Source organism: Roseomonas sp. GC11 (assembly GCF_024437745.1).
Taxonomy (GTDB): Bacteria; Pseudomonadota; Alphaproteobacteria; order Acetobacterales; family Acetobacteraceae; genus Pseudoroseomonas.
In genome coordinates, this window is the sequence record NZ_JANFNY010000061.1 from 1 (window position 1) to 21,058 (window position 21,058).

General features: G+C 71.9%; 17 protein-coding genes. 7 read left to right on the forward strand and 10 right to left on the reverse strand.

Features of this window, described 5'->3' with window-relative positions; all coding sequences use genetic code 11:
* From NON00_RS17460 to NON00_RS17475, 4 genes are all read left to right on the forward strand, one after another.
* On the forward strand, positions 1-747 hold a 747-nt coding region (locus tag NON00_RS17460; RefSeq protein WP_256023623.1), incomplete at its 5' end, for a murein hydrolase activator EnvC.
* Between the two features lie 228 nt (positions 748-975).
* Complete coding sequence (locus NON00_RS17465; protein ID WP_256023625.1) at positions 976-2,355, forward strand: S41 family peptidase; 1,380 nt, start codon at positions 976-978, stop codon at positions 2,353-2,355.
* A gap of 28 nt (positions 2,356-2,383) precedes the next feature.
* Positions 2,384-3,769, forward strand: a complete 1,386-nt coding sequence (locus tag NON00_RS17470) for a divergent polysaccharide deacetylase family protein (protein WP_256023627.1) — start codon at positions 2,384-2,386, stop codon at positions 3,767-3,769.
* Between the two features lie 3 nt (positions 3,770-3,772).
* Positions 3,773-4,267 (forward strand): RNA pyrophosphohydrolase, encoded by a 495-nt coding sequence (locus tag NON00_RS17475; RefSeq protein ID WP_256023630.1) that lies wholly within the window; start codon positions 3,773-3,775, stop codon positions 4,265-4,267.
* Between the two features lie 114 nt (positions 4,268-4,381).
* Here NON00_RS17475 and NON00_RS17480 read toward each other — a convergent pair whose 3' ends face one another.
* Both NON00_RS17480 and NON00_RS17485 read right to left on the reverse strand, forming a co-directional pair.
* The gene (locus NON00_RS17480) at positions 4,382-5,704 is read right to left on the reverse strand and encodes a TldD/PmbA family protein (RefSeq protein WP_256023632.1); all 1,323 of its coding nucleotides are present in this window, start codon (positions 5,702-5,704) and stop codon (positions 4,382-4,384) included.
* Complete coding sequence (locus NON00_RS17485; protein ID WP_256023635.1) at positions 5,701-6,966, reverse strand: pitrilysin family protein; 1,266 nt, start codon at positions 6,964-6,966, stop codon at positions 5,701-5,703. The genes NON00_RS17480 and NON00_RS17485 overlap by 4 nt, the downstream gene beginning before the upstream one ends.
* Positions 6,967-7,272: 306 nt before the next feature.
* Here NON00_RS17485 and NON00_RS17490 point away from each other — a divergent pair, with 306 nt between their 5' ends.
* Positions 7,273-8,961 carry a methyl-accepting chemotaxis protein gene (locus tag NON00_RS17490; protein WP_256023637.1) on the forward strand — a complete coding sequence of 563 codons (1,689 nt, stop codon included), beginning with the start codon at positions 7,273-7,275 and terminating at the stop codon, positions 8,959-8,961.
* A gap of 180 nt (positions 8,962-9,141) precedes the next feature.
* Here the strand turns inward: NON00_RS17490 and thrC are convergent, their stop codons facing one another.
* On the reverse strand, positions 9,142-10,551 hold the full coding sequence (gene thrC, locus NON00_RS17495) for a threonine synthase (protein ID WP_256023640.1): 1,410 nt from the start codon (positions 10,549-10,551) through the stop codon (positions 9,142-9,144).
* 97 nt (positions 10,552-10,648) lie between these two features.
* On the opposite strand from thrC, the gene NON00_RS17500 reads away from it, so the two are divergent.
* Both NON00_RS17500 and NON00_RS17505 read left to right on the forward strand, forming a co-directional pair.
* Complete coding sequence (locus NON00_RS17500; protein ID WP_256023642.1) at positions 10,649-12,481, forward strand: alpha/beta fold hydrolase; 1,833 nt, start codon at positions 10,649-10,651, stop codon at positions 12,479-12,481.
* A 52-nt stretch (positions 12,482-12,533) separates the two neighbouring features.
* Positions 12,534-13,616 carry an aminotransferase class I/II-fold pyridoxal phosphate-dependent enzyme gene (locus NON00_RS17505; RefSeq protein WP_256023645.1) on the forward strand — a complete coding sequence of 361 codons (1,083 nt, stop codon included), beginning with the start codon at positions 12,534-12,536 and terminating at the stop codon, positions 13,614-13,616.
* A gap of 6 nt (positions 13,617-13,622) precedes the next feature.
* Here the strand turns inward: NON00_RS17505 and NON00_RS17510 are convergent, their stop codons facing one another.
* The 7 genes from NON00_RS17510 to atpA form a co-directional block, all read right to left on the reverse strand.
* On the reverse strand, positions 13,623-14,084 hold the full coding sequence (locus tag NON00_RS17510; protein WP_256023647.1) for a RidA family protein: 462 nt from the start codon (positions 14,082-14,084) through the stop codon (positions 13,623-13,625).
* A gap of 103 nt (positions 14,085-14,187) precedes the next feature.
* Complete coding sequence (locus NON00_RS17515; RefSeq protein WP_256023650.1) at positions 14,188-15,246, reverse strand: alanine racemase; 1,059 nt, start codon at positions 15,244-15,246, stop codon at positions 14,188-14,190.
* A gap of 105 nt (positions 15,247-15,351) precedes the next feature.
* A complete protein-coding gene (locus NON00_RS17520) occupies positions 15,352-16,488 on the reverse strand; it encodes an endo-1,4-beta-xylanase (RefSeq protein ID WP_256023651.1) in 1,137 nt (378 codons plus the stop codon).
* A gap of 232 nt (positions 16,489-16,720) precedes the next feature.
* Positions 16,721-17,137, reverse strand: coding sequence for an ATP synthase F1 subunit epsilon (gene atpC / locus NON00_RS17525; protein WP_256023653.1), 417 nt, complete (start codon positions 17,135-17,137; stop codon positions 16,721-16,723).
* A 28-nt stretch (positions 17,138-17,165) separates the two neighbouring features.
* Entirely contained in the window at positions 17,166-18,596 is a 1,431-nt protein-coding gene (atpD, locus tag NON00_RS17530) for a F0F1 ATP synthase subunit beta (RefSeq protein WP_256023656.1), read from the reverse strand.
* A gap of 17 nt (positions 18,597-18,613) precedes the next feature.
* Positions 18,614-19,498 carry a F0F1 ATP synthase subunit gamma gene (locus NON00_RS17535; protein ID WP_256023658.1) on the reverse strand — a complete coding sequence of 295 codons (885 nt, stop codon included), beginning with the start codon at positions 19,496-19,498 and terminating at the stop codon, positions 18,614-18,616.
* A gap of 23 nt (positions 19,499-19,521) precedes the next feature.
* On the reverse strand, positions 19,522-21,057 hold the full coding sequence (atpA, locus tag NON00_RS17540; protein ID WP_256023661.1) for a F0F1 ATP synthase subunit alpha: 1,536 nt from the start codon (positions 21,055-21,057) through the stop codon (positions 19,522-19,524).
* Position 21,058 lies beyond the last annotated feature (1 nt).

Below are 21,058 nucleotides of genomic sequence, written 5' to 3' on the forward strand. Positions count from 1 at the left end.
GCCCAGGCCCGCACCCATCGCAGCGCCCTGGCGGAGGAGGAGAAGGAGGCGGCGCGCGAGGCCGCCGCCGCCGCCGCCCGCGCCGGCACGCTGCGCGAGATGCTGGAGAAGCTGGAGCAGGCGCGCGCCCGCGCCGAGGCCGAGGCCCGCGCGCGGGCGGAGCGGGAGCGGGCGGAGCGCGAGGCGGCCGAGCGGGCCGCGCGCGAGCGGGCCGCGCGGGAGGCGGAGGCCCTGGCCCAGCGGGAGCGCGCCGCGCGCGAGCAGGCCGCCCAAGCCCAGCGTGAACAGAGCCAGCGTGAACAGAGCCAGCGCGAGCAGGAGCGCCGCCAGGAGGCCAGCCGCGCCCCCGCCACGCCTCCCCCACCGGCGGGGGGCCGGGCCGTGCCCGTGGCCGGGGAGGTGACGCGCGATTTTGGCGACAGCACCTCCGCCGGCCCGGCACGCGGGCTGACCTATGCCGCGCCGCCGGGGGCGCGCGTCGTCAGCCCCTGTGGCGGCAGCATCGCCTTCGCCGGGCCGTTCCGCTCCTATGGCCAGCTGTTGATCGTCGATTGCGGCGGGGGCTACCATGTCGTCCTGGCCGGGCTGGACCGGCTGGACGCCGAAACGGGCGCCCGCGTCCTGGCGGGGGAGCCGCTCGGCCAGCTCGGCGCCGGGGAGGAGAATGGCCGCGCCTCGCTCTATCTCGAATTGCGGCGCAATGGCCAGCCGGTGGACCCCAAGGGCTGGTTGCGCGGTCGTGGCTGAGGGCCATCTCCCACAGGGTGCCGCCAGCGCCCGGGTGGTGGCCGCCCGGCGGGGACAGCCCGGGCGGGGGAGAAGCGGGGCGCGAGCGGGCCGTCACGATTCTGTCGTGCCGGTTTGTCGAAAAAGGTTTCAGTTTGCCCCTTGCACACGAAGCCGCTCTAAGGTGTCTCGCAGGGCCGTGGAACTCGCCGCGGCGAAAGGATTGCTGACCGCATGAGGGGTCACCGCATGAAGCCTGGTTTGCGCATGGTCGGTGTGGTGGCGGCGGCCTTCGCCGCCGGCACCGTGCTCGGTCCGGTGGTGACGCCGCCCATCGTGTCCGCTCTCGCGCAGGAGGCCGGCAACCGCGCCGAGACCTACCGCCTGCTCAACCTCTTCGGCGACATCTTCGAGCGCGTCCGCGCCGAATATGTCGAGCCGGTGAATGACCGCGAGGTCATCGAGAACGCCATCAACGGCATGCTGCAGGGGCTCGACCCGCATAGCAGCTACATGAACGCCCGCTCCTTCCGCGACATGCAGGTGCAGACGCGCGGCGAGTTCGGCGGCCTCGGCATCGAGGTCAGCCAGGAGGGCGGCTACGTCAAGGTCATCTCGCCGATCGACGACACCCCGGCCGCCCGCGCCGGCGTCAAGCCCGGCGACCTGATCACCCACCTCAACGGCAACTCCGTCCAGGGGCTGACGCTGCAGGAGGCGGTGGAGCAGATGCGCGGCGAGCGCGGCACCGCCATCAAGCTGACCATCCGCCGCCCCGGCACCGAGGCGCCGATCGAGCTCTCCCTGACGCGCGACGTGATCCGCCCGCAGGTGGCGCGCTTCCGCATGGAGGGGAATGATGTCGGCTATGTCCGCCTCTCCTCCTTCAACGAGCAGACGGACATCGCCCTGCGCCGGGCGGTGACGACGCTGCGCCAGCAGGCCGGCAATAGCCTGAAGGGCATCATCCTCGACCTGCGCAACAACCCGGGCGGGCTGCTCGACCAGGCGGTGCAGGTCTCGGACGACTTCCTGGAGCAGGGCGAGATCGTCTCCACCCGCGCCCGCAAGGCGGATGACGGGCAGCGCTGGAACGCCAAGCCGGGCGACATCACCGACGGGCTGCGCGTCGTCGTGCTGGTCAATGGCGGCAGCGCCTCGGCCAGCGAGATCGTCGCCGGCGCCCTGCAGGACCACCGCCGGGCCGTGGTGCTCGGCACCCGCTCCTTCGGCAAGGGCAGCGTGCAGACGGTCATGCCCATCCCGGGCAATGGCGCCATCCGCCTGACCACGGCGCGCTACTACACCCCCTCCGGCCGCTCCATCCAGGCCACCGGCATCAAGCCCGATATCGAGGTGCTGGCGACACGGGAGGAGGCCAATGCCCCGGTGCGCGACCGCGAGGCCGATCTGCGCCGCGCGCTCCGCAACGACGCCGCCGCCGAAGCCCCGCAGCTGCCGCCGCTGAACCTGCCCGCCGGCGTGGCGGACAAGGTGCAGCGCCTGCCGCCCGAGGGGGCGCCGTCCTTCGACCCCACCAAGCCGGAGACGGATTTCCAGGCCCAGCAGGCCGCCAACCTGCTGCGCGCCTGGGCCGCCGCCGAGCCGCAGCGCCGCGCCGCGCGCTGAGGCCGGGCACGGCGCGGATCCGGGGGGCATGAGCAAGGGCGCGGGTTTCGCCTGGCGGGCGCTCGGCCTGTTCTGGCTGGGCGTGCTGGCCGGGGGGGCTGGCGGCATCGCCTGGCTCGACCATCTCGGCCCGCTGCCCGCCCCGCCCCAGGGCGCCAGGCTCCAGGGCGCCGCGCCCCAGGGTGTCGCGCCCCAGGGTGTCGCCTCCCTGGCCGGCCTCGCCCCGCGCGATACGGCCCCGCCGGCTTCCGCCGCCGCTCCCGCTGGCCCCACCGCCCCGGCCATGCCGCCGGCCCTCTCCCCGGCCACGCCGGCCGCGATCCCGCAACCCGCCCCCGTGGTAGAGCGCATGGTGGAGCGCATGGCGGAGCGCGGGGTGGAAGCGCCCGCCGCCCTGCGCGCACCGCCCGCGCCGCCGGACGCCCCGCCCAAACCGCCCACCGAGCCACCTACCGAGCCGCCCCTGGCCACCGCGCCGCGCGCGGAGATCGTCACCGCCGCCCTGCCGCCGCCCGCCGCGCCCGAGCCGCCCCTGGCCCCGCCCGAGGCCCCGGCACCGCCGCCCCTGCCGCCGCCCCTCCAGGCGGCGCGGGAGGCCGGGGGCGGCCCCATCCCGCCGCCCGACCCGGCGCTGCTGGAAAACTCGCCCTACGGCCCCCTGCCCCGCGTCACCACCGATGGGCGGGAGCCACGGCTGGCCTATGCCCGCCCCTTCCCCGCCGGCGAGGCGCGGCCACGCATCGCCCTGGTGGTGGGGGGCTTCGGCCTCTCCCCGGCGCGTTCGGAAGAGGCCATCCGCCGCCTGCCGGCCGCCACCACCCTGGCCTTCATCCCGCAGGCGCTGCGGCCAGACCTGCTGCTGGCCCAGGCGCGGGCCCGCGGCATGGAGGTGGTGCTGGGCCTGCCGCTGGACTCCGGCGGCGCCGAGCCGGGGGAATTCGCCCTGCGCCCGGGCCTCGCGCTGTGGGAGAACCAGGAGCGGCTGCACCGCGCCCTGGGCCGCATGGCCGGTTATGCCGGCGTCATCGGCGCGCTGAGCAACCAGCGGGGCGAGCGCTTCGCCACCGACCGCGCCCAGCTGGACGCGGTGCAGGAGGAAATGCAGGCGCGCGGCCTCTATTACCTGGAGCCGCGCCCCGGCGCCCCCGCCCCGGCCGAGGCCTGGGGCGCCAGCGCGGATCTCATCCTGGACGAGCCGCTGACGCGGGGCGAGCTGGAACGCCGCCTCACCGCGCTGGAAGGCATCGCGCGGGAACGTGGCAGCGCCCTCGGCCTCGCCGCCGAGCCGGCGCCGCTGCTGGTGGACCGCATCGCCGCCTGGGCCGCCGGGCTGGAGGAGCGCGGCTTCACCCTCGCCCCCGCCAGCGCGGTGACGCGCGCCCCGGCCTCCGCTTCTCCGTCCGCTTCCAGGTAATCCATGACCGCTGAACTTCCCTACCGGCGCAATGTCGGCGCCGTGCTGTTCAACCGCGCCGGCCAGGTGCTGATCGCCCGCCGCGCCGATGTGGCGCAGGATGCGTGGCAATGGCCACAGGGCGGGCTGGATGCGGGGGAAGAGCCCGCCAGCGCCGTGCTGCGCGAATTGCGCGAGGAAATCGGCACCGCCTCCGCCACCCTGCTCGGCGAGGTGCCGGAATGGCTGACCTATGACCTGCCGGCGGAGCTGGTGGGCAAGGCGCTGGGCGGGAAGTACCGCGGGCAGCAGCAGAAATGGTTCGCCCTGGGCTTCACCGGGGAAGACCACGAGATCCGGCTGGACCAGGACCCGCATCCGGAATTCAACGCCTGGCGCTGGGCCGAGCTGGAAGACGTGCCGGAGATCGTTGTGGCCTTCCGCCAGCCCATCTACCGGCGGGTGGCGGAGGTCTTCGCGGCCTTCAAAGGATGGGCAGCAGGGGGCTCCGCCCCCTGACCCCCGCTGGGGGGACAGGGTCCCCCCAGGCCCCGCCATCAGTTTGGCGCCAACGGATCGCGGGGTCCGGGGTGGCCGTGCCACCCCGGTGGGGGCGCGGGGGCAAAGCCCCCCCTAACTCCCGGCCACGGTCAGATCATCAATCCGCAGCGTCGGCGCATCCGTGCCGCGCCGGAAGCGCAGATCCCCGGCGGCGCGCAGGCGCAGCAGCATATCCTTCAGATTGCCGGCGATGGTGATGCCCGACACCGGCTCCGCCAGCGCGCCATCGCGGATCATGAAGCCCGCCGCGCCCCGGCTATAATCGCCGGTGACGCCGTTGACGCCCATGCCGATCATCTCGGTCACATAGATGCCTTCGGCGATATCGGCCATCAGCGCCTCGGGCGTGCCCTGCCCGCCTTCCAGCCACAGATTGGTGGTGGAGGGCGAGGGCGGGCCGGAGACGCCGCGGCTGGCATGGCCGGTGGAGGCCAGGCCCAGCTGCCGCGCGCTGCGCCAGTCCAGCACCCAGCTGGACAGGATGCCATCCTCGACCAGGGCGAGCGGCGCGGCCGGCATGCCCTCGCCATCGAAGGGGCGGGAGCGCAGGCCGCGCGGGCGCAGCGGGTCATCGCGCAGCGAGAGCCCCGCCGGCAGCACGCGCTGCCCCATGCGGTCGCGCAGGAAGGAGGTGCCGCGCGCCACGCTGGCCCCGTTCAGCGCCCCGGCCAGATGCCCGGCCAGCGAGGCGGAGACGCGCGGATCATAGACCACGCTGCGCCGGCCGGTGCGCGGCCGGGCCGGGTTGAGGCGCTTCAGCGCCCGCTCGGCGGCGGCGCGGCCGAGGCCGGCGGCCTCCTCCAGATCGGCGAGGTGGACGGCGCTGCTGAAATCATAATCGCGCTCCATCCCCGTCCCCTGCCCCGCCACGGCGGTGACGGAGATGGAATGGCCGCTGCGCGCATATTCCCCGCGGAAGCCCTGGCTGGTGGCCAGCGCGATCTCGGAGCGGGAGAAGCCGGCCTCCGCCTCCACGCTGGCGATGCCGGGGCGGGACAGCGCCGCCTCCTCCGCCGCCGCCGCGCGGGCCAGCAGGGCCTCGGCCTCTGGCTCGGCCGGGTCGTTCAGGGCGAGGTCGGGCGGGGTGAAGGCGCGGTGCTCGCCCAGGCCGCCCAGCGGGTCCTCCGGCACGGCGCGGGCCATGGCCACGGCGCGCTCGGCGAGGGCCTGGAAGCCGCGCGGGTCGGCATCGGTGGCGGAGACGATGGCCTGCCGCCGCCCGACGAAGACGCGCAGGCCGAGATCCAGCCCCTCCGAGCGTTCGAGATGCTCGACCTTGCCCAGCCGCCGCTGCACGGAGAGCGCGGCGCCGGTGACGAGCAGCGCATCCGCCGCCTCCGCCCCCGCCGCGCGGGCGGCGGCGAGCAGGGAATCGAGCCTCTCGAGTCGGGTCATGCGGCGAGCTTCTCCGCGATGCTGGGCAGGCCGGGCACCTTACCAGCCGGGCCGAGCGCCGCCAGCGTCGGGCGCGAGCGGAAGAGCTGCGCCGCCACCGCCTGCACCTGCTCCACCGTCACGGCGGCGATCTTGGCCTTGGTTTCCTCGGGCGGGATGACGCGGCCATGCACCTGGATCTGCCGCGCCAGCTGCTCGCAGCGGCTGCCGGTGGATTCGAGGGACATCAGCACCGAGGCGCGCAGCTGCGCCTTGGCGCGGGCCAGTTCCTCCTCCGTCACGTCGTGCTGGACGCGGCGGAGTTCCTCCAGCGCCACGGGCACCAGCTCCGCCGCCTGGTCCTCGCCCGTGCCGGCGTAGATGGCGAAGAGGCCGCTGTCGCGGAACATCTGGGTGAAGGAATAGATCGAGTAGACCAGCCCGCGCTTCTCCCGGATCTCCTGGAAGAGGCGGGAGGACATGCCGCCGCCGAGCAGGGTGGAGAGCAGCATGGCCGGGTAGTGCCCCGGCGTCGCCACCGCCGGCCCCTCGAAGCCGAGCACGACATGGACCTGATCGAGGTCACGCTCCTCGCGGAACTCGCCCCCGCCATAGCGGGCGACCTCGGAGGGGCTGGGGGCGACCAGCGGCAGGTCGGCGAAGTGGCGCTCCACCAGCGGGACGAGGCGCTCATGCTCCAGCGCGCCGGCGGCGGCGACGACCATGCGGCTCGGCCCGTAATGGCGGCGCATATAGTCCATCAGCACCTCGCGGCCCATGCCGCCCACGCTCGCCTCCGTGCCGAGGGTGGGGCGGCCCATCGGCTGGTCGGGGTAGGCGGTGGCCTGGAAATGGTCGAAGACGATATCGTCCGGCGTGTCGTTGGCCTGGCCGATTTCCTGGAGGATGACGCCGCGCTCGCGCTCCATCTCCTCGGGGATGAAGGTGGAATGCGTCAGGATGTCGCCGATGATGTCGGCGGCGAGCGGCATGTCCTCCTTCAGCACCTTGGCGTAGTAGGCGGTGTTCTCGCGCGCCGTGTAGGCGTTGAGATGGCCGCCGACATTCTCGATCTCGCGGGCGATGGCGGCCGCGTCGCGCGCCGCGGTGCCCTTGAAGGCCATGTGCTCCAGGAAGTGGGAGGCGCCGTTCTCGGCGGCCGATTCATCACGCGTGCCGGCATGGACATAGGCGCCGATGGAGACCGTCTCGACCCGGGGCATGGTCTCGGAGACGATGGTCAGGCCGTTCGGAAGGCGCGTCAGCCGCACCGCTTCAGACATGTGTCGCTGTTCCCGTGTGCACCGCCGGCTTTTGGGAGGAAGCGGGCGGGCTGTTGCGTCGTGAACAATGTAAGACCGAATCTCTGGTTCTGCGACCCCGCAGCCAGAACGGTCCCGCCCCCCAGGGTTGCACGCGAAGTGATGCTGTGCCGTGAAGATCCGGCCGCCTGCCGCACGGGTCCGTGAGAAAAGCGCATCCCGGCGGCACGGAGCAGACCTTTTGCGGCGCAGCAAAGACCGCTTCTTAACCCCCTTGCCAGGATGATCCGGCCGGACTGCACGGAAGTTCCGCGCTGGGGGGGTGTCATGCCGGCTTTCTTCAATGACCTGAGCATCCGCGGCAAGCTGGGTGCCGTCTTCGCCCTGATCATGCTGGGGGTGGTCAGCATGGGGGGTTTCGCGGTCTCGCGGCTGAATGCCGTGGCGGCGGTGGCGGAGGATATCGCCTTCAACTGGCTGCCCAGCACCGACCTGCTGGGCGAGGTCTCGGCCGAGTTCGAGAAGCTGCGCTCGCGCCAGGTGCTGGTGCTGCTGCGCCGGCCGGATGAGGTTGCGCAGCAGCGCGCGGATGTGGAGAAGAGCCTCAGCACCCTGGATACCCTGCTCGCCCGCTACCAGCCCCTCATCATGCCTGGGGAGGAGCGGCGGCTGGCCGATGCGCTGCGCGCCGCGCTGGGCCAGTACCGCAGCATCACCGCCGAGGCGGACCGCGCCTTCACCCAGGGCGACATGGCCAAGGCGCGCGACATCCTGCTGTATGAGAGCGTTGCGGCGCTCAACGCCGCCCGCGCGGCGGTGCGGGCGGCGCTGGATTTCCAGGGCAAGGGCGGGCAAGAACAGGCCACCGCCAGCCGGGAGACCAGCAGTTCCGCCCTGTGGGGGCTGGTCAGCGCTGCGGCGCTGCTGGCGCTGGTGCTGGTGGCGGGCGGGGTGCTGCTCTCGGCCAGCGTGGGCGGGCCGGTGGTGGCGATGACCCAGGCCATGCGCCGGCTGTCCGGCCGCGACATGAGCACCGAGGTGCCGGGGCGCGGCCGCAAGGACGAGATGGGCGGCATGGCCGAGGCGGTGCAGGTCTTCAAGGACAATATGCTGGCCGCCGACCGCCTCGCCACCGAGCAGGAAGCCGCCCGCGCCGCGCGGGAGAAGCGCGCCACCCAGGTGGAAACCCTGGTGCGCGGCTTCGAGCAACGGGTGGGGGAGATGGTGGGCGTGCTCTCCAGCGCCTCGGCCCGGCTGGAGAACACGGCGCGCAGCCTCACCGGCACGGCGCAGCAGACGGACCGGCAGGCGAGCGAGGTGGCCGATTCCGCCACCCAGGCCAGCGGCGGCGTGCAGACCGTGGCGGCGGCGGCGGAGGAGCTGAGCTCCTCCATCAGCGAGATCAGCCGCCAGGTGGCCCAGGCCTCGGCGGTGGCGGGCAAGGCGGTGGAGCGCGCCCGGCAGACCGATGCCACCGTGCGCACCCTGGCGGAGGGCGCCAGCAAGATCGGCGATGTGGTGGGCCTCATCACCTCCATCGCCGGCCAGACCAACCTGCTCGCCCTCAACGCCACGATCGAGGCCGCCCGCGCCGGCGAGGCCGGCAAGGGCTTCGCCGTGGTGGCCTCCGAGGTGAAGAACCTCGCCAGCCAGACCAGCCGGGCGACGGAGGAAATCGGCCAGCAGATCACCCAGATCCAGGCGGCGACGCAGGAGGCGGTGGTGGCCATCCAGGGCATCGCCGGCGCCATCAACGACATGAGCGCCATCACCGTGACGATCGCCGCGGCGGTGGAGGAGCAGACGGCGGCGACGGGCGAGATTTCCCGCACCGTGCAGCGCACCGCCCAGGCCACCCAGGCCGTCACGCAGAACATCTCCGCCGTGAGCCGCAATGCCAATGAGACCGGCAGCGCCGCCTCGGAGGTGCTCTCCGCCGCCAGCCAGCTCTCCCGCCAGTCGGAGCAGCTGACCGGCGAGGTGAAGAACTTCGTCACCCAGGTGCGCGCGGCCTGACGGAGGCCGGGCCAGGGGCTGCCTGAAAACAGCGCGCGCTCCTGAGAGGGGCTTCGCCCCTCTCAAACTCTCCCAACCAAAGCCCCGAGGCCTTTGGAAACCCAACTGAAGGCGGGTGCAGGGGACCCCGTCCCCTGCTGGGGGAGATTGAGGGGGCAAAGCCCCCTCAAGGACCGTCCCTCAGACCAGCGCGTTCCGCCGCGCATGGGCGCGGACCGCCGCCTCCACCGTCTCCAGCGTGGCTGGCATCACGCTGTAGCGCTCTTCCCGCTCATAGAGATCGGCCATCCGCGCCGGCAGCGGCGGGCGGAAGCCGGTGGCCTTCTCCACCGCATCCGGGAACTTGGCCGGATGCGCCGTGGCCGCGACGATCACCGGAATCCCCGCATCCTCCGGCAGATGCGCCAGGGCCGCCGCCGTGCCGATCGCCGTGTGCGGGTCCGCCAGATAGGCGCTCTCGCGGTAGAGGCGGCGGATTTCTTCCAGCGTCCCCTCATCCGAGAGGGTGAAGCCGCGGAAATTCTCCGTCGCCGCCTGCCACGCGGCATCCGGCACCGGCATACGCCCCTCGGCGCGGAAGCGGCGCATGATCTCCGCCGTCGCCACCGCGTCGCGGCCCAGCAGCTCGAAGAGCAGCCGCTCGAAATTGGACGAGACCTGGATATCCATGCTCGGCGAGAGCGAGGGCTCCACCGGCTGCATGGACATGTCATTCCCCGCCAGGAAGCGGGCCAGGATGTCGTTGCGGTTGGCGCCGATGATCAGCCGCTCGATCGGCAGGCCCATGCGGCGCGCCACCCAGGCGGCCAGCACATTGCCGAAATTGCCGGTGGGGACGGAGACGGCCACCGGGCGCTCCGGCGCGCCCAGCGCCAGCGCGGCATAGACGTAGTAGGGCACCTGCGCCGCGATGCGCGCCCAGTTGATGGAGTTCACGGCGGAAAGCCGCATCTCCTGGCGGAAGGGCGCGTCGTTGAACATCGCCTTCACCAGGTCCTGGCAGTCGTCGAAGCTGCCCTGGATGGCGATGTTGTTGATGTTGGGGGAGAGCACCGTCGTCATCTGCCGGCGCTGCACCGCGGAGGTGCGGCCCTCCGGGTGGAGGATGACGACATCGATGGCCGCGCGGTCGCGGCAGGCCTCGATGGCGGCGGAGCCGGTATCGCCCGAGGTGGCGCCGACGATGGTGACGCGCTCGCCCCGCTTCGTCAGCACATGGTCGAAGAGCTGGCCGAGCAGCTGCATCGCCATGTCCTTGAAGGCGAGCGTCGGCCCGTGGAACAGCTCCAGCGAGAAGAGGCGCGGGGCGATCTGCACCAGCGGCGCCGTGGCGGCGTGGCCGAAGCCGGCATAGGCGCGGCCCGTCAGCTGCCGCAGCGTCTCCAGCGGCAGGCTCTCCCCGGCGAAGAGCGCCATCAGCCGCGCCGAAAGCTCGGCATAGGGCAGCCCGCGCAGGGCGCGCCACTCGGCGGCCGAGAGCTCCGGCCAGGTTTCGGGCAGGAAGAGGCCGCCATCCTCGGCCAGCCCGGCCAGGAGGACACCCTCGAAATCGCGTGCGGGGGCCTGGCCCCGGGTCGAGACATAGCGCATGACGGGGCGCAATCTAGGCGCCCCCGCGCCCCCGCGCCATGCCGCAGGGCCGGGAAAGCCCCTTGGCGGCGCACGATTCCGGGTGCACCACGGGCGCATGAGCCATGAAGCCGCCGCGGCGCTGCTGGAGCGCCTGCTCTCCACCCCCGCCACCACCCTGCCCGCCTATGCCGGCGATGGCCGGCTCTATGTGCTGCACGATGCCGGCGGCTCCGCCCAGGTCTGGGAGGTGCCGCCCGGCGGCGGCCCGGCCCGCCAGCGCACGCACCACGCCGATGCCGTGGCCTTCGTCGCCGGCCTGCCCGATGGCGGCGCCATTTTCGGCCGCGATGGCGCGGGGGATGAGCGGGTGCAGCTCTACCACCTGCCACCGGAGGGCGAGGCCCGCCCCCTCACCGCCAGCCCGGCGGTGATCCATGGCTGGGGCGCCGTCTCCCCGGATGGCCGCCACATCGCCTATACCGCCAATGCGCGCGACCCGGCGCATACCGATGCCTGGGTGATGGAGCTCGCCACCGGGGCCGCCACCTGCGTGGCGGAGGTGGAGGGGCCGCACGAGCTGCCCGGCTGGACGCCCGATGGCGCCGGGCTGCTGCTCGCCACCGCGCCGCGGACCTTTGAATCCACACTGTTTCACGTGACACGCGACGGCACCGCCCCGCCGCGCGACATCACCCCCCATGCCGGCGATGCCCGCCACCTGAACCCGCGCTGGAAGAAGGACGGCTCGGGCTTCTGGCTGCTCACCGACCGGGGGGCGGACAGCCTCGCCCTGGCCTTCCAGGCGCCGGGCGCCGCCCCCACCCCGCTCTATGCCCCCGGCTTCGATGTGGAGAAGCTGGAGCCCTCGCCCGACCAGTCCCTCCTCGCCGTGGTGGTGAATGAGGGCGGCTATTCCCGGCTGCGCCTGCTGGACGCCGCCACCGGCGCGGTGGTGCAGGAGCCGGAGCATCCGGCGGGCGTCATCACCAGGCTGAGCTGGGCGCCGGATGGCGCCAGCCTGGCCTTCGACCTGGTGGGCTTCCGCTTCCCCTCCGCCATCTGGCTGGCGCGGCCGGGCGTGGCGGCGGCCACGCCGCTCGGCGCCCCGCCAGCGCCGCCCGGCCTGCGGGACTCCGGCCTGCGGGACTCCAGCCTGCGGGACTCCGGCCTGCGGGACTGGACCAGCCTCCACTTCCCCACCCATGACGGGCGGCAGATCCCGGCCTTCTTCGCCCTGCCGGAGGGCCCGATGCCGGCCGGCGGCTGGCCCGTGCTGGTCTGGGTGCATGGCGGCCCGGCCATGCAGGCCCTGCCCAACTGGCGGCCCGACCTCCAGGCTTTCCTCGCCCTCGGCCTCGGCGTGCTGGTGCCGAATGTGCGCGGCTCCACCGGCTATGGCCGCGCCTATGCCGAACTCGACGACCGCGAGAAGCGCCTGGACAGCGTGGCCGACCTCGCCGCCGCCCATGCCTTCCTCGCCGCCCGGCCGGAGGTGGATGGCCAGCGCATCGGCATCATGGGGCAGAGCTATGGCGGCTGGATGGTGCTCGCCGCCACCACCGAATATCCCGAGCTTTGGGCCTGCGGGGTGGATTTCTACGGCATCGCCCGCTGGAAGACCTTTTTCCAGAAGACTGGGCCCTGGCGCATCGGCCACCGCGCCGCCGAGTATGGCGACCCGGTGCGGGATGCCGCGCTGCTGGAGCGCCTCTCGCCGCTCAACCACGCCCACCGCATCCGCTGCCCGCTGCTGGTGGCCCAGGGGATGACCGACCCGCGCGTGCCCCCCCTGGAAAGCGAGCAGATCGTGGCGGCACTCCAGGGCAACAAGGTGCCGGTGGAGTATCTCACCTTCCCCGATGAAGGGCATGGCTTCACCAAGCGCGCCAACCGGCGCCGGGTCTATGCGGCGGTGCTCGCCTTCCTGGAGAAGTATCTGAAAGCATAATGGGAGGCTCCCCGCCCTCCCCTGGCCCGCCCTCCCTGGGAATGTCCCGACCATGCGGCCTTACGATCTCACGAACAATTACCCGGTGACGGCGGGCCAGGATTCGGCGCTGCGCGCGGCCCTGGCGGAGGTCTGCCGGGGGGCGATGCCGGGCAGCCTCTGGCCGGCGGCGGGGGATGCCGCGCACCGGCGGGCCATCGCCGGCCTGCTCGGCGAGGAACGGGAACTGGCGCTGGTCAGCGATGGCATGGCGGGCATGGGTCTGGCGCTGTCCCTGGCCCAGGCGGCGGCGCAGACGCAGACGGGCCGGGCCGGGGTGGCGCTGGAAGAATTCTCCTTCCCCCTGGCGCGGCGGGTGCTGGCCCTGGCGCCGCTGCACGCCCTGGCCATGGATGGCGAAGGCCCCCTGCCGGCGGCGCTGGAAGCCCTGATGCGCCAGCCGGATGCGCCGGGCGTGCTCTACCTGATGCCGCGCATCCACAATCCGCTCGGTTTTTCCTACAGCCCGGCGCGCCGCGCGGCCCTGGCGGAGATCATCCGCCATCACGACCTCTGGGTGGTGGAGGATGCGGCCTATGCCTTCCTCGACTCCGGGCCGGGTCTGGCGCCGCTGCTGCCGGAGCGGGTGCTGGTGGCCTGGAGCCTCGCCAAGCCCTTTTCCCTGGCGCTGCAACTGGGCGCGCTGGGCTACCCCGCGGCCCTGGCCGAGGCGGTGGAGGAGGCCATCCTGCTGCGCGGCCTGACCGGCAACCCGGTGATGGCCGCCGCCCTGGCCCATATGGCGGAAAGCGGCGCCGCCGCCGCGCTGATCGCCGAGAAGCGCGCCGAGGGCCTGGCCCGCCGCGCCCTGGCCGCCGACATCCTCGGCGCGCCGGAGGGCCCGGCCTGGCATCTCTGGCTCCCTCGCCCGGCGGGGGAGAGCGCCCTGGCCTTCCAGGCGCGCTGGCGGGCCGCCGGCCTCCTCCTCCCCCTCCCCACCGATTTCCACCACACCGGCGCGGAGACCCCGTTCTTCCGCCTCTCCCTGGGCGGCGAGCCGGACCGCGCAAGGCTGTCAGAAGCCCTGACTCGCCTGAAAGCGGGGTCTGGGGGGACCTTGTCCCCCCAGCGGGGGCCAGGGGGCGGAGCCCCCTGAAACCCCTCAGTCCAGAATCCGGATCACCGCCTCGATTTCCACCGGCACATTGGAGGGCAGCGACCCCATGCCGATGGCCGAGCGCGCATGCCGCCCGCGCTCCCCGAGCACGGCGACGAGCAGATCCGAGCAGGCATCGATGACCTTCGGCTGCTGCCCGAACTCCGGCGTGGCGTTGACCATGCCGAAGAGCTTGAGGAACTCGACCTTCTCCAGCGAGCCCGCCGCCTCACGCGCGATGGCCAGCAGATGCAGGCCGCAGAGCTCGGCGGCCTTGCGCGCCTCCTCCACGGAGAGGTCGGCACCCACCTTGCCCGTGGTCAGCGTGCCATCGGCATGGCGCGGCACCTGCCCGGAGAGGTAGGCGACATCCCCCGCCCGGCGGAAGGGCACGTAGTTGAACAGCGGCTTGCCCACAGCGGGCAGGCTCAGCCCAAGGGCGGTGAGGCGGCTTTCGGCATCGCTCATCGGTGGTGTCTTTCTTTCAGGTTCTTGAGAGGGGCTTCGCCCCTCTCAAACTCTCCCCACCAAAGGCCTGAGGCCTTTGGAAACCCATTGGGGGGCACTTGCCTCAGATGCTGCGGCCCCGCGCAGCGACATCCCAGTAGCCCTGGAACACACCGCCCTGCACCACCGCGATGCGGTCCACCAGATTGCTGACGGGGCAGACATGGTTGGGCACCACGCGCAGCCGCTCGCCGATCTCCGGCCGGCGGGCGCAGGCGGAGAGATCCACCATGCCATGCTCCTCGCTCAGCCGCTCCAGCTTCGCCTCCGGATAGTCGGGGAAGTAGCCATAGCCCTCCTGCAACCCGGCCGGCATGATGTCGGCGGCGAAGCTCTTCGAACCGGCATCGATGATGGCGCGGTGCGGCTCCGGCCGGCTGATCACCGTCACATGCAGGTGCAGCGCGCAATCCGCCCAGGTGGCATGCCCGGCGGCGACCGTCATGCGGTCGTTGTAGATGTAGGTGCCGACGCGCAGCTCATTGATCGGCGCGGCCTCATGCGCGTGGAAGGCGCGCGGCGTGCCGCCGCCGGAGATGATGGCGGGCTCCATGCCCTCGGCCTTCAGCGCCGGCAGGGCCTCCGCCAGGAAGGCCGCCGCCTTGGGGCCGAGCGGATAGGTCATCACCCCGTCGAAGCGCAGCCCCGGCGTGGCGCGGGCGGCACGCGCCAGGGCCAGGAGTTCCTCCACCGTCATCACGCCGGTGCGGGCGGTGCCGCTGTCGAACTCCACCAGGATGCCAATCTCGGCACCGGAGGCGCGGGCGGCCTCGGCCACCGTGGCCAGGGCCGGGGCGCTGTCGATGGCGACCCGCAGCTTCGCGCGCGGCGCCAGGGCGGCGAGGCGCGCGGCCTTGGCGGCGCCCAGCAGCGGGTAGGAGAGCAGGATGTCATCCAGCCCGGCCTCCACCATCACCTCCGCCTCGCCCAGCTTCTGGCAGGTGATGCCCCGCGCGCCGAGCGCCAGCTGGCGCTGCGCCAGGGCCGGGATCTTGTGGGTCTTGATGTGCGGGCGCAGCGCGATGCCATGCGCGTCGCAATAGCGCTGCATCCGCGCCAGATTGGCCTCGACGATATCGAGGTCCACGACCGGGACGGGGGTCTCTAGGGAAAGCAGGTCCATGGGGGCTCCGGCTGCGGGCGGCACAAGCAAGCCGGGGAGGAAACACCCGATGGGGCGAACAAAAAAGGCCGGGGGAAGGAATTCCCCCGGACCCCCATCTTTTTTCTAGCCGTTGCCGCCCTGGAAGGCGCGCGCCAGGGCCGTCCACATCGGTTTGCGCTGCCAGGACTCGTCATAGGGCAGGCCGCGATGGGCGCGGCCATCCTTCAGAGCCACCGCCGGCTCCTTCACCAGCCAGGATTCGCGGTCGGACAGGCCCCAGGTGAGGAAGGTGCGCACACCCGCCTCCAGCGCGGTGGAGACGAAGGCATAGGCGCGCTCGGCCACCAGCGCGTCCCGCGCCGCCATATCCTGGGGCGCCTGGGCGGTCTCGCGGATGTCGAGTTCCGTCACCAGCACGGCCAGGCCCATCTGCCGCAGCTCCGCCAGGAAGGCGGCGAAGGGCGCGGGGGTGAAGGGGCGCACCAGTTGCAGGTGGCCCTGGATGCCCACGGCATCCAGCGGGGTGTTGCGCTCCAGCAGGCCGCGCAGCAGCGCCAGCAGGCGGCGGCGCTTCTCGGCGGCATCGGGGGTGTCCTCCTCGATGCCATATTCGTTGATCACGAGGCGCAGCGTCGGGTCGCGCTGGCGGGCCATGCGCAGCGCCATCTCGACATAGCCGGGGCCGAGGGCGCGCAGCCAGGGCGTGTCCCGCAGCATGGCATCCCCTGCCTGCGGCACGTCGCTGCCGGCGGGATTGGCGATCGGCTCGTTCACCACATCCCAATCGCGGATCTGGTTGCGGGCGTGGGAGAGCACGCGGTCCATATGCGCGGCCAGCAGCCCCTCGGCGCGGGCGCGGCCCTCGGCCAGGGCGGGCTCCAGCCAGGGGGGCATGGCCTCATGCCAGACCAAGGCATGGCCACGCACCAGCCGCCCGCGCTGCCGCGCCCAGGCCAGGATGGCATCCAGCGGCGCGGTGTCGAAGCGGCCTTCCTCAGGCTGGAGGGCGGCCCATTTCGCCTCCCATTCCGGCACCAGCAGGGCGGCATCGGTGGCGAAGGCGGCGGCATAGGCGGGATCGGCCGCCAGGAAACGCCCCTGCACCGCGGCGCCGAAGGTGATGCCGCGCTCACGCGCCAGCAGGCCGAGGCTGGAACCGAGGCTGGAACCGAGGCTGGCACCCTGCGCCAGGGCCGGGCGGGCCAGGGGGGTGGAGAGGAGCAGGGCCGGCAGGGCGAGCCCCAGGCGGCGGCGATCCATCAGCGGCGGGCTCAGGCCACGTCCCCCCACCCGCACGGCCCTCGCCGGAGCAACCCGAAGCCCATCGCCATCCCCCACACCTGTCCCTGGGGGAGAGCATATCGCAGGGCAAGGCGGGGCTGTATGCCGCATCGCCATGAAAACCGCCGGAAATGGCAACGCCGCCCGGGGCATCCCCCGGGCGGCGTCTCCGGCCTCTGGGCTCCGCGCGCGGGCCGCGCGCGGGGCCGGGTCAGGCGGCTTCGGCGGCCAGCGCCATCTCGCGCGCGGCGAGCAGGCGGTCCATGGCCGCCTCGCGCTCCTCCGCCGTGGCGGAGGTGGCGGCGGCGGCATAGGCGGCCTCGGCCTCCTTCACCCGCGCGGTGGCGGCGGCGCGGGAGAGCGCGCCCACCGGCGTCGCCTCATCCGCCAGCACCGTCACGCGGCCCGGCGTGATCTCCGCGAAGCCGCCCAGGACGAACAGCCGCTCGGTGATCGTGCCCTTTTCCTGCACGCGGATGACGCCGCCCTTCAGGGCGACGATCATCGGCGCCATGCCGGGCAGCACGCCCATCTCGCCTTCCGCCGCCGGGATGATCGCCATCTCGACGGGGCGGGAGAGGAGCAGCTTCTCCGGGCTGACCAGTTCCAGATCGAAGGTCGCGCTCATGCTCCCCGGACTCCCTGTCTGCTGGTGATCAGGCCGCGGCCTTGAGGGTCTCGGCCTTCTTCACCGCGTCCTCGATGGTGCCGACCATGTAGAAGGCGGCCTCGGGCAGGTGGTCATAGTCGCCGCGGCAGATGGCGGCGAAGGACCGCACCGTGTCCTCGATCTTCACGAACACGCCCGGCGTGCCGGTGAAGACCTCGGCCACGTGGAAGGGCTGGGAGAGGAAGCGCTGGATCTTGCGCGCGCGCGCCACGATCAGCTTGTCCTCTTCCGACAGCTCGTCCATGCCCAGGATGGCGATGATGTCCTGCAGCGACTTGTAGGTCTGCAGGATGCGCTGCACCTCACGGGCGGTCTTGTAGTGCTCCTCGCCGATGATGCGCGGGTCGAGGGCGCGGCTGGTGGAGTCCAGCGGGTCCACGGCCGGGAAGATCGCCTGCTCCGCGATGGAGCGCGACAGAACGGTCGTCGCGTCCAGGTGGGCGAAGGAGGTGGCCGGCGCCGGGTCGGTCAGGTCGTCGGCGGGCACGTAGATGGCCTGCACGGACGTGATCGAGCCCTTCTTGGTGGAGGTGATGCGCTCCTGCAGGGCGCCCATATCCGTCGCCAGCGTCGGCTGATAACCGACGGCCGAGGGAATGCGGCCCAGCAGCGCGGAGACCTCAGCGCCAGCCTGGGTAAACCGGAAAATATTGTCGATGAAGAAGAGCACGTCCTGGCCCTGCTCATCGCGGAAGTATTCCGCCATGGACAGGCCGGAGAGGGCGACGCGCGCGCGGGCACCCGGCGGCTCGTTCATCTGGCCATAGACCAGCGCCACCTTGGAGCCCTCGGTGCCGCCATTCTCGCCGAGCTTGATGACGCCGGCGTCGATCATCTCGTGGTAGAGGTCGTTGCCCTCGCGCGTGCGCTCACCGACGCCCGCGAAGACGGACACGCCGCCATGGCCCTTGGCGATGTTGTTGATCAGCTCCTGGATGGTCACGGTCTTGCCGACGCCGGCGCCACCGAACAGGCCGATCTTGCCGCCCTTCAGGTAGGGGGCCAGCAGGTCCACCACCTTGATGCCCGTCACCAGGATCTCGGCCGCGGTGGCCTGGTCCTCGAAGGCCGGGGCATCGCGGTGGATGGTGTAGGTCTTGGCGTGCGGCACCGGGCCGCGCTCGTCGATCGGCTCGCCGATGACGTTCAGGATGCGGCCCAGCGTGCCCTCGCCCACCGGCACGGCGATGCCGGAGCCGGTGTCCACCACCTCGGCGCCGCGGACGAGGCCGTCCGTGGTGTCCATGGCGATGGTGCGGACGGTGCGCTCGCCCAGGTGCTGCGCGACCTCGAGCACCAGGGTGCGCTCGCCGATCTTCACCTGCAGCGCGTTCTGGATGCCCGGCAGTTCGGAGGGGAACTGCACGTCCACGACGGCGCCCAGAACCTGGGTGACCTTGCCAACATTGTTCTTCATGGCGGTGCTCATTCCCCTCAGATGGCCTCGGCCCCGGAGATGATCTCGATCAGCTCCTTGGTGATGTTGGCCTGGCGGGTCCGGTTATAGGTCAGGGTCAGCTTGTTGATCATCTCGCCCGCGTTGCGCGTGGCGCTGTCCATCGCGTTCATCTGGCTGCCGAAGAAGCCGGCGGCATTCTCCAGCAGGGCGCGATAGACCTGGATGGCGAGATTCTTGGGCAGGATCTGGGCCAGGATGGTGGCCTCGTCCGGCTCATACTCGTACCAGGCGCCCGGCTGAGACGCTTCCTCGGCCTTGGCCGCGGGCAGCTCGGCGGGGATCAGCTGCTGCGCGCTCGGCACCTGGCTGATCACGCTGCGGAAGCGGTTGTAGATCAGCGTGCAGACGTCGAACTCGCCGGCCTCGAGCATGGCGGTGACGCGCGCGGCGACCTCGCTCGCATCCTCGAAGCCGATGCGCTTCTTGCCCTGGTAGCTGATCTCGCCGATCAGCCGCGAGGCGAATTCGCGCTTCAGATAGGTCGCGCCCTTGCGGCCGACGGCCAGGACCTTGACGGTCTTGCCCTCGGCCTCAAGCTCGCGGATGCGGCTGCGCGCGAAGCGCCCCACATTGGTGTTGAACGGGCCGGCGAGGCCGCGGTCGCCGGTGACGACGACCAGCAGGTGCACCTTGTCCGCCCCGGTGCCGACCAGCAGCTTCGGCGCGTCCGGGTTGCCGGCCACCGCCTGGCCGAGGGAGGCGAGCATCCGGGCCATGCGCTCCGCATAGGGGCGCGCGGCCTCGGCCTGCTGCTGGGCGCGGCGGAGCTTCGCCGCCGCGACCATCTTCATCGCCTGGGTGATCTTCCGGGTGGATTTGACGCTGTTGATGCGCCCCCGGAGTTCCTTGAGGTTGGCCATGGGTGGTCTGCCCCGGTCCTACCTCAGGCCGCGAAGGACTTGGCGAAGTTGTCCAGGAAGGACACGAGCTTCGCTTCGTTCTCCTTGGTGATCTCCTTCTTCTCGCGGATGCCGTCCAGGATCTCCGGCGCATTGGCCTTGACCGAGGCGAGCAGCTGCGATTCGAAGGCGCCGACCTTGGACACCTCGATCTTGTCGAGATAGCCACGCACGCCGGCGAAGATCGCCACCACCTGCTCCTCGACCGGGACCGGCTTGAACTGCGGCTGCTTCAGCAGCTCGGTCAGGCGGGCGCCACGGGCCAGCAGGGCCTGGGTGGAGGCGTCGAGGTCGGAGGCGAACTGGGCGAAGGCGGCCATCTCGCGGTACTGCGCGAGCTCCAGCTTGATCTTGCCGGCCACCTGCTTCATCGCCTTGATCTGCGCGGCGGAACCGACGCGGGAGACCGAGAGGCCGACATTCACGGCGGGGCGGATGCCCTTGAAGAACAGCTCCGTCTCCAGGAAGATCTGGCCGTCCGTGATCGAGATGACGTTGGTCGGGATGTAGGCCGACACGTCGCCCGCCTGCGTCTCGATGACCGGCAGCGCGGTCAGCGAACCGGCGCCCTGCGCGTCATTCATCTTCGCCGCGCGCTCGAGGAGGCGCGAATGCAGGTAGAAGACGTCGCCCGGATAGGCCTCGCGGCCCGGCGGACGGCGCAGCAGCAGCGACATCTGGCGGTAGGCCACGGCCTGCTTCGACAGATCGTCGTAGAAGATGACCGCGTGCTTGCCGCTGTCGCGGAAATACTCGCCCATGGCGCAGCCGGTGTAGGGCGCCAGGTACTGCATCGGCGCCGGCTCGGAGGCCGTGGCGGCAACGATGATCGAGTATTCCAGCGCACCATTCTCTTCCAGCGTCTTGACGAGCTGGGCGACGGTGGAGCGCTTCTGGCCGACGGCGACGTAGATGCAGTAGAGCTTCTTGCTCTCGTCGGTGCCGGCGTTGATCGGCTTCTGGTTCAGGATGGTGTCGACGATGACAGCCGTCTTGCCCGTCTGGCGGTCACCGATCACCAGCTCGCGCTGGCCGCGGCCGATCGGGATCAGGGCGTCGATCGCCTTGATACCGGTCTGCATCGGCTCATGCACGGACTTGCGCGGGATGATGCCCGGGGCCTTCACCTCGACCAGCGCCGGGGAGACGTTGGTCAGCGGCCCCTTGCCGTCGATCGGGTTGCCGAGGCCATCGACCACGCGGCCGAGCAGGCCGGGGCCGACGGGGACGGACACGATGTCGCCGGTGCGGGCGACGGTGTCGCCCTCGCGGATGGACCGGTCATCACCGAAGATCACGACGCCGACATTGTCGGTCTCGAGGTTCAGCGCCATGCCCTTGAGGCCGGCGGAGGGGAACTCCACCAGCTCACCGGCCATGACATTCTGCAGGCCGTAGACGCGGGCAATGCCGTCGCCCACGGTCAGCACGGTGCCGACCTCGGCAACATTCGCCTCGGCATCGAACCCGGCGATCTGCTGCTTCAGGATCTCCGAGATCTCGGCGGGACGGATCTCCATA